The sequence below is a fragment of the Citricoccus zhacaiensis genome, from assembly GCF_014645315.1.
GTDB classification, from domain to species: Bacteria; Actinomycetota; Actinomycetes; order Actinomycetales; family Micrococcaceae; genus Citricoccus; species Citricoccus zhacaiensis.
In genome coordinates this window covers 49,826-57,624 of the sequence record NZ_BMLQ01000001.1, presented here as the reverse complement: position 1 = coordinate 57,624, position 7,799 = coordinate 49,826, and the positions used below count along the sequence as shown (strand labels likewise).

Genomic DNA, 7,799 nt, shown 5'->3' with positions numbered 1-7,799 from the left:
GCGCTGTGCACCTCACCGGCCGTCGTCGGGGTCCGGGCGATCCCGGACGGGGGTTCCTGGGGACGAGGTCAGGAATCGCCGCCGGCATTGCCGGTGGTGCCGGCATTGACGTCGTCGATCCGGTACTTGCGGTAGGCCTCGGCCGCGGTGCCCGCATCGACCTTGCCGTCCTTCTCCAGCATCTGGAGCGCCTTCACGACCATCGAGTGGGTGTCGATGAGGAAGTAGCGGCGGGCTGCGGCGCGGGTGTCCGCGAAGCCGAACTCGTCCGCACCCAGGGTCGCGAAGTCGTTCGGGACGAAGGGGCGGATCTGGTCCGGGACCAGGGTGGCGTAGTCCGTGGTGGCCACCACGGGACCCTCGGTCTCGGCCAGCTTCTGCGTGATGTAGGGGACGCGAGCCTTGCCCTCCGCGGTCTCCATCGCCTCACGTTCGGCGGCCACGGCGTCACGGCGCAACTCGTTCCAACTCGTCACGGACCACACGTCGGCGGCCACGTTCCACTCCTCGGCGAGGATCTTGGCCGCATCGATGACCCACGGCACGGACACGCCGGAACCCATGAGCTGGACCTTCGGCCCGGTGACGTCGGCACTGGCCTGGCTGTAGCGGTAGATGCCCTTGAGCAGCCCCTCCACGTCCAGGTCCTCCGGCTCGTTCGGGTGGATGATCGGCTCGTTGTACACGGTGAGGTAGTACATGACGTTGCGGACGTCGTCCCCGCGGTCGTGTTCCCCGTACATGTCCTCCAGGCCCTGGCGGACGATGTGCGCGATCTCGAAGGAGAACGCCGGGTCGTAGTGCTTCACCGCCGGGTTGGTGCCGGCCAGGATCGGCGAGTGGCCGTCCATGTGCTGGGTGCCCTCGCCGGCCAGGGTGGTGCGTCCGGCGGTGGCGCCGATGACGAAGCCGCGGGCCAGCTGGTCACCGGCGGCCCAGAAGGCGTCGCCGGTGCGCTGGAAGCCGAACATCGAGTAGAAGATGTACACGGGGATCATCAGTTCGCCGTGCGTGGAGTAGGAGGTGCCCACGGCGGTCATGGCCGAGGTAGCGCCGGCCTCGTTGATGCCCACGTGGTACAGCTGGCCGGACGTGGACTCCTTGTAGGACAGGAACAGGTCCCGGTCCACGGACAGGTAGTTCTGGCCCTTGGGGTTGTAGATCTTCGCCGTGGGGAAGAACGAGTCCATGCCGAAGGTGCGGGCCTCGTCCGGGATGATCGGCACGATGCGGTTGCCGATGTTCTTGTCACGCATCAGGTCCTTGAGCAGGCGCACGAAGGCCATCGTGGTGGCGGCCTGCTGCTTGCCGGTGCCCTTGCGGGCATGCTTGTAGGTCGACTCCGGCGGCATCGGGATCTTGTCGTAGTCCGTGCGGCGTTCGGGCAGGAACCCGCCCAGCTTCTGGCGCCGCTCCATCATGTACTTGATCTCCGGTGCGTCCGGACCCGGGTGGTAGTACGGCACGTTGTACGGATCGGCTTCGATCTGCTCGTCCGTGATGGGGATGCGGTGGCGGTCGCGGAACAGCTTGACGTCCTCGACCGTGAGCTTCTTCATCTGGTGCGTCGAGTTCTTGCCCTCGAAGTGCGGACCCAGGCCGTAGCCCTTGATGGTCTGCGCCAGGATGACGGTCGGCTTGCCCTTGTACTCCATGGCGGCCTGGTACGCGGCGTAGACCTTGTTGTAGTCGTGTCCGCCGCGCTTGAGGCCCCAGATCTCGTCGTCCGTCATGTCGGCGACCATCTCCTTGGTCACCGAGGAGCGGCCGAAGAAGTGGTCGCGGACGAATCCGCCGGACTCCGCCTTGTAGGTCTGGTAGTCGCCGTCGAGGGTCTCGTTCATGATGCGGACGAGCTCGCCCTCGTCGTCCTGGTCCAGCAGCTGGTCCCATTCGCGGCCCCAGAGGACCTTGATGACGTTCCAGCCGGCGCCGCGGAAGTAGGCCTCCAGCTCCTGGACGATCTTGCCGTTGCCGCGGACCGGGCCGTCGAGGCGCTGCAGGTTGCAGTTGACCACGAAGTTCAGGTTGTCGAGCTTGTCATTGGCGGCGATGTGTAGGGCGCCGCGTGACTCCGGCTCGTCCATCTCACCGTCGCCGAGGAAGGCCCAGACCTGCTGGTCGGAGGTGTCCTTGATCCCGCGGTTGTGCAGGTAGCGGTTGAACTGCGCCTGGTGGATCGCGTTGATCGGACCGAGGCCCATGGACACGGTGGGGAACTGCCAGAAGTTCTCCAGCATGCGCGGGTGCGGGTAGGACGGCAGGGCCTTGGGCGCCTTGGACTTCTCCTGGCGGAAGCCGTCGAGCTCCTCCTCGGTGAGACGTCCCTCGAGGAAGGCCCGGGCGTAGTTGCCGGGGGAGGAGTGGCCCTGGAAGAAGACCTGGTCGCCACCGCCCGGGTGGTCCTGGCCGCGGAAGAAGTGGTTCAGGCCCACCTCGTAGATGGTGGCCAGGCCGGCGTAGGAGGAGATGTGGCCGCCGACCCCGACCCCCTCGCGCTGGGCGCGCTGGACGATCATGGCGGCGTTCCACCGCAGGTAGTTGCGGTAGCGGCGCTCGAGCTCCTCGTCTCCGGGGTACTCGGGCTCCTGGTCCACCGGGATCGTGTTGACGTAGTCCGTGGTCGTGACCATCGGTACGCCGACCGACTTGGTGCCGGCCCGCTGCAGGAGTTGGCGCATGATGTACTCCGCGCGCTCCGTGCCCCGCTCTTCCACGAGTCCGTCGAAGGACTCGATCCACTCTGCCGTCTCCTGGGGGTCCTTGTCTGACATCTGGTTGGTCAGTCCGCTCAGGATGTGGGAGCTCTCTTCAGCTGCGCTCACGGCAACCTCTCTGTCGGCGGATGGTCTCCGCTGGTCTGGTGGGCCCGCGGTCCACGCCGGGATCGTCCGGCTGGATGGTCAGGGGCGGGTCCTCTGGTTCCACCCAAGACTGTATAACCTGACGGGCCCCGGATGCAGGCTTGCGTACCCCGCATGGCCCGGGGTGCCCGCGAGGACGTAATCTGGTGAGATGATGCCCACATGGGTACCACGCAACAGTCAAGGAGAGATGTGAACCAGCCAGACTCCGCCCCCGCCGTAGGGCGTACTGCGGAGACCAGTGACGGACCGGCCGCGAAGATGGGCCTTTCCGAAGGCAAACTGGTCCAGGAACTCGGTTTTGACGAGGACATCGACTTCGATTTCCGGAACACGCTCGAGGACGAGCTCGGTAGTGAGCTGTTGACCGAGGAGGACCAGGAGCCGGTCGATGCCGTCCTGTTGTGGTGGCGGGAGGCGGACGGAGACGTCGACGACCTGGCCGATGCCCTCATGGACTCGCAGACCTCGTTGGACACCGGTGGAGCACTGTGGTTGCTCACCCCGCGCAACGGCCGTGACGGCCACGTGCCGCCGGCGGACATCGCCGAGGCGGCACCGACGGCCGGCCTGCACGTCACCACCACCGCCGGGGTCTCTGCGGACTGGTCCGCCACCCGACTGGTGGCCAAGCGCAACCTGTGACAGGTCCGGCGGGGCTGCCGCAGGTTCCAGTAACCCCCGCGGACCTGCCGGCCCTGCGGGACCAGCACGGCCAGCTCTGGTCGTGGCCCCCCGTGATGCCGCCGTCTCCGGACGCGCTCGGTGCCGGTCGCGAGACCTCGCACGACGACGGCGCCGCGCCCACCCGCTGCTGGCTGTTCTTCCTGCCGGGGGCCTTCACCCCGGTGTGCACCGCCGAACTCGGCTGGGTGGATGCGCTGGCTGAGCGACTGGCGCCGGCCGGCGTCGGGCTCCGGGTAGTGTCCTGTGATTCTGCCGCCGTGCTGCGCAAGGTCGCGGACGAGACCGGGATCCGCACCCCGTTGCTGTCCGACTTCTGGCCCCACGGGGCCGCGGCTCGCGCGGTCGGTGAGTTCAACGAGACCACCGGCCGGGCGCGGCGCAGCAGCGTCCTGGTGGACTCGTCCGGCCGGGTGCTCGCCCGGGTCCGCGCCGGCGCGGGGGAGGAGCGACGGCTTGAGGAACATCTGGGCTAGCATTGACGCTTCGGGGCCTATAGCTCAGTTGGTTAGAGCACTTCGTTTACACCGAAGGGGTCGGGGGTTCGAGTCCCTCTGGGCCCACCGTTGTGATGAGTCGAGACATGGGTTACACCTGAGTCGAGTCATCGGTGACAGTTGAGCGGGAGTCAGGCCAGCGGCCGGGCTCCCGTTCTTCGTTTCTCCAGTGGACGTGGCCGTGACCCATGACGCATGACCGATGGCACTGTTCCCGGCCCGGTGATGTCGGCTGTGCTGGGTGGTACCGGACAGATCCGCAGGCGCCCGGTGGATCTCGGAGGTGACCATTGCTGGCTGGATCGGGGCCGCTGGAGCGGTGCTGTTCGTCGTGGTGTTCCTCCTCGAAGGGCGGGTCCGGCCCGGCTACTCTCCGGTGCGGCACCCGGTCAGTGCACTCGCCCTGGGACCCCGCGGTTGGATCCAGACCCTCAACTTCCTCCTCTGTGGGGCGGCGGTCGCCGTGGGAGGTGCGGGGATTGTCATCACTGGCGTCTCCCCGGTCCTAGGAATCGTGCTGGCCATCGTGGGGGTGGGCCTGCTCCTGTCCGGGACCTTCCGGATGGATCCGGTCCGGGGTTATCCGCCGGGCACTCCGGACGGCGATCCCCCGTCGACGAGCATCTGGCACCGTCTCCACGATGTGGTCGGAATGATCCTGTTCCTCGCCCTCCCGGCGGCGGCAGCCGTTGCCGCCTTCGTCCTGCCGGGACTGGCCTGGAAGATCCTCTCCGGCGTCGTGGCCCTCTGGCTGGTCGGAACCGTCGCGGCCTTCGGGGCCGCCTGGGAGAACGACTCACCACGGACAGGTCTCGTCCAACGGGCGTTCCTTGTCCCGGGGATGCTCTGGACGGCGGCGGTGATCAGTCTGTAGGCCGGCGGCGTTCAGGTCTGCCGTCACCGCGTTGGAGTCCGTCCGGCCGTTTCGCCCGAAGCCTCCACAGCGAGGTGACTTCCCGCGAGCGGGCGGCGTGGAGAAGATCTGAGCGGTCGGCGGCCCGCTGATGGCGAGGGGCCGTGTCGAGACGATCGATCACGTCAAGCCCCGCCTGGTCGATGGCGTCCAGCAGCAGTTGTCGACTCCGCAGCCCGAGTAGCTCGGCCAGGTCCGAGAGGACCAACCAGCCCTCCCCGTCGTCGGCCAGATGGTCCGTCAGCCCGTTCAGAAACTGCAGCAGCATGGTGCTGCCCGGGTCGTACACGGCCGCGTCGAGGGTGGTCGCTGCACTGCCCGGCAACCAGGGAGGGTTGCAGACGACGAGGGGCGCCCGTCCGTCCGGGAACATGCTGATCAGCTGAGCTTCGGCGGCTTCCTGGAGGCCCAGCCGGGCGAAGTTCTCGTTCGCGCAGTCCACCGCACGCTGGTGGATGTCGGTTCCCACCACCTTCTTCACGCCACGGTTCACGAGCACAGCGGCCAGCAGCCCCGTGCCGGTGCCAACATCGAACGCGAGCTCCAGGTTGCTCAGCGGTGCCTGGGCCACCAGGTCGACATACTCGTGGCGGGTAGGCAGGAATGTGCCGTAGTGAGGATGGATCCTGCCGTTCACGGCGGGGATGTCGATGCCGGTCACGTACCACTGGTAGGCGCTCTGCACGCCAGAAAGCTCCTGCAAACTCACCACAGCGTGGCCCACACCGAAGCCTGGTTGCTGCGCGTAGGCGAATTCGACCGCGGGGCCGACCCGTGGGGCCCGGGGCAAAGGCACGCTGGCCGCACCTTCTGGTGCGTCGAACGTGAGCGGCACCAGAATCAAGGACATCATCCGCGACCGTTGGGCGCGGGCTTGGCGGAGGCGATAGAAGGCATCCGCATCGCTGATGACGGCTCGTGGTGCCGCATCCCCGGTTCTGCCCTTGGCCAGGCGCCGATCGATCGCGCTGAGGATCTGTTTCGCGTTGTGGAAGTCGCCCAACCACAGCATGGCGGTGCCCTGGGCCGCATACTTCACGGCCTGGACGGTGGTGAGCCGGTCGTCGACGACGACCAGTTTCTGGGGGGCCGGCCGGCCATTGGCAGACCACCACCTAGCGGATGCCGTCACCCCCGCCTGTTCCCAGGTCAGCGAGGGACCATCAGCGATCGGTTCCGGCATGATGCAGATCAACCTCGTTCGGTAGCGGCACGTCACCTGTTGGCAACCGCGTAGGAGCTGACCGACCACGGCATGGGGCGTTCCCTAGTCTACCGAGGTGGCCAGCCATGGACCTGCCGGTCGACCTCTCCGAGGTCGGTGCCGGTTTCCCGTACCCCCATCTCCCAGATCGCCTCTGCCGCCGCGTCGTCGCGGGCCAGTGCTGAGGTCTGTTGTGGTTCGGGCCTGCCCCGCCACTGGCGGAAGCCGTCGGGACCGAAATAGGTCAGCGGTGGCAGGTCGGTCACGGCGGCCTCCAGGACCGGCAGTGCCCCGTCTGCTGCCGACTGGCCGATCAGGCGGCAGACACCGGTGACGGCGCGGTCAAGGACGGGCACGCCGGTGGCGTTCTGGATGTTGGTGACGGCCCAGCCCGGGTGGGCGAGCTGGACGTCCACCGTGCTGGTCTGGGCCGCCAACCGATTCTGGAGCGCTCTGGCCCAGAGCATGTCGCAGAGTTTGGACTGGGCATAGGCCGCCGCGATACTCCAGCGGCGGTGGCGAAAATGCGGATCAGCGGCATCGATCCGACCGCTGTGATGTGCCCCGGAGCCGACGATGACCACCCGCCCACGGAGGTGCCCGGCGATCAGGTTGGTCAAGGCGCAGGGCCCCAGGAAGTTGGTGCCCAAGATCATCTCGAATCCGTCGGTGGTCTCGCGGCGACGCGGGGTGACCGCGCCGGCATTGTTGACGAGGACGTCAATGGGTTCGTCCAGTCCGGCTGCGAAAGCTCCGACGGAGGTCAGGTCGGCCAGATCCAGGTGGCCCACCACCACCTCGGCTCCGAGCCGGCGCAGTTCCCTCGCCACGGCCTGTCCCCGCCCTGCGTCCCGGACCGGAAGCACCAGCCGCGCCCCCGCACGGGCGGCCACGCGAGCCACCTCCAGGCCGACGCCGTGGGTAGCTCCCGTCACCAGCCACGTGTGCGCCGATTGGTCCGGCAACTCCGAAGGAGTCCGGGCGGAGGGAGAGGTGGACGAAGTGATGGAGCGGGAATCGGCCATGGGCACACGGTACCGGCGGCCTGCAGCGCCGCCCGAGGGGTGTTCGGAAGCCGGCAACCCTGGCTCGGAGCACGACGAGCACGTTAGTATAGGGGGTTGCTTCCGGAATACGGGAAGCCCCCTGACCGTTGAAGAAGGCACTACGGGAAGTCCAGCCATCTGAAGGGATGCACACCACATGGCCATGACCCGCACCATGTTCAAGTCCAAGATCCACCGGGCCACCGTGACCCACGCCGACCTGCACTACGTCGGCTCCGTGACCGTGGACCAGGACCTGCTCGATGCCGCGGACATCCTCCCCGGCGAACTCGTGGCCATCGTGGACGTGACCAACGGGGCACGGCTGGAGACCTACACCATCGCCGGTGAACGCGGATCCGGGGTACTCGGCATCAACGGGGCCGCGGCGCATCTCGTGGACGTGGGGGACACCGTCATCCTCATCACCTACGCGCAGATGGAAGCCGCCGAAGCCCGGTCGTTCGTGCCGACCGTCGTCCACGTGGACGCGGACAACCGGATCGTGGACCTCGGAACGGACCCGTCCGAGGCCCTTGCCGAGGACCTGCAGCGCCCACCGTATGCCGTGGCCCTCTGACTCCCTGACCC

Annotated in this window: 7 protein-coding genes and 1 tRNA gene; 5 read left to right on the top strand and 3 right to left on the bottom strand. The window is 67.6% G+C overall.

The window, feature by feature from the left end; genetic code table 11:
• Nucleotides 1-68: 68 nt before the first annotated feature.
• Nucleotides 69-2,825 carry a pyruvate dehydrogenase (acetyl-transferring), homodimeric type gene (gene aceE, locus IEX49_RS00265; protein WP_188803101.1) on the bottom strand — a complete coding sequence of 919 codons (2,757 nt, stop codon included), beginning with the start codon at nt 2,823-2,825 and terminating at the stop codon, nt 69-71.
• Between the two features lie 300 nt (nt 2,826-3,125).
• On the opposite strand from aceE, the gene IEX49_RS00260 reads away from it, so the two are divergent.
• From IEX49_RS00260 to IEX49_RS00245, 4 genes are all read left to right on the top strand, one after another.
• A complete protein-coding gene (locus IEX49_RS00260) occupies nt 3,126-3,509 on the top strand; it encodes a DUF3052 domain-containing protein (protein ID WP_229672128.1) in 384 nt (127 codons plus the stop codon).
• 95 nt (nt 3,510-3,604) lie between these two features.
• Nucleotides 3,605-4,024 carry a redoxin domain-containing protein gene (locus tag IEX49_RS00255; RefSeq protein ID WP_188803097.1) on the top strand — a complete coding sequence of 140 codons (420 nt, stop codon included), beginning with the start codon at nt 3,605-3,607 and terminating at the stop codon, nt 4,022-4,024.
• A gap of 13 nt (nt 4,025-4,037) precedes the next feature.
• Nucleotides 4,038-4,111 (top strand) — tRNA-Val (locus IEX49_RS00250).
• 217 nt (nt 4,112-4,328) lie between these two features.
• Nucleotides 4,329-4,919, top strand: a complete 591-nt coding sequence (locus IEX49_RS00245) for a DUF998 domain-containing protein (RefSeq protein ID WP_188803096.1) — start codon at nt 4,329-4,331, stop codon at nt 4,917-4,919.
• Here the strand turns inward: IEX49_RS00245 and IEX49_RS00240 are convergent.
• Nucleotides 4,909-5,970 carry a methyltransferase gene (locus IEX49_RS00240; protein WP_229672052.1) on the bottom strand — a complete coding sequence of 354 codons (1,062 nt, stop codon included), beginning with the start codon at nt 5,968-5,970 and terminating at the stop codon, nt 4,909-4,911. The genes IEX49_RS00245 and IEX49_RS00240 overlap by 11 nt on opposite strands.
• A gap of 260 nt (nt 5,971-6,230) precedes the next feature.
• Nucleotides 6,231-7,187, bottom strand: coding sequence for an SDR family NAD(P)-dependent oxidoreductase (locus IEX49_RS00235; protein ID WP_188803094.1), 957 nt, complete (start codon nt 7,185-7,187; stop codon nt 6,231-6,233).
• A 184-nt stretch (nt 7,188-7,371) separates the two neighbouring features.
• Here IEX49_RS00235 and panD point away from each other — a divergent pair, with 184 nt between their 5' ends.
• Nucleotides 7,372-7,788, top strand: a complete 417-nt coding sequence (panD, locus tag IEX49_RS00230) for an aspartate 1-decarboxylase (protein ID WP_115933174.1) — start codon at nt 7,372-7,374, stop codon at nt 7,786-7,788.
• Nucleotides 7,789-7,799 lie beyond the last annotated feature (11 nt).